At 38.6% G+C, this 2071-nt stretch carries 2 protein-coding genes; both read right to left on the bottom strand.

Going from position 1 to position 2071, the window contains the following annotated elements:
* Positions 1–728 (bottom strand): molybdate ABC transporter permease subunit (gene modB, locus ACFFAP_RS38085; RefSeq protein WP_375516047.1); only part of this gene is annotated, 728 nt, incomplete at its 3' end.
* A gap of 171 nt (positions 729–899) precedes the next feature.
* Positions 900–1802: a class I SAM-dependent methyltransferase gene (locus tag ACFFAP_RS38080; protein ID WP_375516046.1), complete on the bottom strand. Its 903-nt coding sequence runs from the start codon at positions 1800–1802 to the stop codon at positions 900–902.
* Between the last annotated feature and the right edge of the window lie 269 nt (positions 1803–2071).

Raw genomic sequence — 2071 nt, 5'->3', positions numbered from 1 at the left:
AACTCCGTTAATAAGTTTTTGCTTTCTACTTCTCCTGCTCCCTGCTCCCCACTCCCCGCTCCCCTCCTCTTTTCCCTCAATTCTTGCCAGAAGTTGACTGCAATAATTCCAGAGAGAGAAATCACCATAATTGCGATCGCCCAGAACCACGCTTCGTTCATTGCTCCGGCTTCTACAGCAAAATAAATCGCCATTGGAATTGTCTGCGTAAGTCCGGGAATATTACCAGCCAGCATCAATGTCGCACCGAATTCTCCTAAAGCACGGGCAAAAGCCAGCATTGTGGCGGCGACAATGCCGGGTAGTGCTAGGGGTAAACTGATGCGCCAAAAGATTGTGGCTTCGGTTGCACCAAGGGTTCTGGCTACTCGCAGCAAATTACTATCTATTTGTTCAAAAGCTCCCAATGCAGTTTTATACATTAAAGGGAAAGAAACTACGGTCGCTGCGATCGCTGCACCATACCAAGTAAAGACAATGGTAAAGTCAAAAGCCTCCATGAATTTCCCTACAGGGCCATTTTTGCCAAAAAATAGCAGTAACAAGAAGCCGACAACCGTAGGCGGTAAAATCAGTGGTGCAATAAAGATACTCTCAATCAACGATTTACCTTTGCCACGATATCCCAGCATCCAGTAGGCAGCAGCGATACCCAAGAAGAATGTGATAAATGTAGCAAGTAATGAAGTTTTGAGTGATATCCAAAGAGGCGATAAATCCAATGGCATAGTTGCAAAGGGAAGAATTAGCTCAACTAATCCCTAATTTACCAACTTTAGTTAAAATATGTTGGTAAAAGTTGGTAAATTACATTGATTGGAAAAATAAAAGCACAACATTGTTGTGCTTACGTAGTTTGTTTATATTCAGTTCATTGTGACAACAAAATACTTTCTTAATTAGTCCAGTTGAGTACTGTAGGCACTAAAACCATAAGCCAAAGTTTCCTTTAAACTATCTGATGGCTTAAGGCTTCTATTGATGGCATTAGCAAACGGCACTGGAATTCCTTTAATCGTTTCCGGCAAAATTGCATATTCTTCTGTTGGTTCGACACTGTATTGTGGACACTTAGTCTTAATTCCAGCAGTCGCTAACATTTCATTTATTTCAACAGATGTATATTGCTTGAGATAAACTGGATTTCTCACAAATGGATTCAGCCTTCTGATAAAATTATGGATAATATGAGAAGGACAAGACTTGTTGTGAAATGAATGATTAAAAACGAAAATTCCACCAGGTTTTAGTACGCGAGATATATCAGCCAGCAAATTTCTTAATTGTGCATCTGGGATATGCATAAAGACGCAGTTAGAAATTAGCAAATCTATAGAATTATCTTCTAAAGGCAATATTTCAGCTGAATTGCAAATTAAGTTAAATTCAGCTTCCGGAAAAAAATTGTATTCTTGCTTAACCTTGATTAACCGCCGCAACAAAGGTTCAGAAATATCAATTCCATAATATTTTTCGCATTTTAAATTTTTAGCTTTAGATAGATGTAAAGGTGCGCGACCATAACCACAACCAATTTCTAAAATAGAACCAACAGATTTATTCAATGGAAATTTATTCCAAGTACCTCCAGGTGTGCCAGTTAACAGAGTGTAATCTTGTTTGATGGGCGATGTATCTGCAAGTTTTTCAACTTTTTGGGAACCATAGTATGTTTTACCAATTGCGTCCCATCTTTTTTTATGTTGAGTATTATTCAATTGTTCATAGTCGTTAGGAAAATAAATGCCATCTCGTAATTCAAAATCATTCAGACTGAATTTTACATTTGCTAATTGAGTCATTAGGATTATTCCTCATCAATAGTTAAATCTGTTTCCTGTTATACTCTTAACTCAGCATTAACCGCAAGCAATTTTTCCTGAATTGCTTTATCTTAGCCTTTCTCAAAGTCTATATATGGTTCGTAGGGTAGCACAGCTATGCTACTAAAGCACGTATTGTATCCATAGACGCATAGCGGCTACTCTTCGAGAACGCCAAGAACGAACCCGCAGGGGATTCGTAACAAGTTAAGGATTTTTGCAGTCTGTCAATAGTCAAAGAGCGGGCG

This window comes from uncultured Nostoc sp. (assembly GCF_964245575.1).
Classification (GTDB): domain Bacteria; phylum Cyanobacteriota; class Cyanobacteriia; order Cyanobacteriales; family Nostocaceae; genus Nostoc.
Note: the sequence above shows the minus strand (reverse complement) of the source record. Positions and strands in the feature narration are given on the sequence as shown.

Excerpts from the sequence above, each read along its gene's own strand:
- ACFFAP_RS38080 (WP_375516046.1), bottom strand. The coding sequence starts at position 1,802 with ATGACTCAATTAGCAAATGTAAAATTCAGTCTGAATGATTTTGAATTA.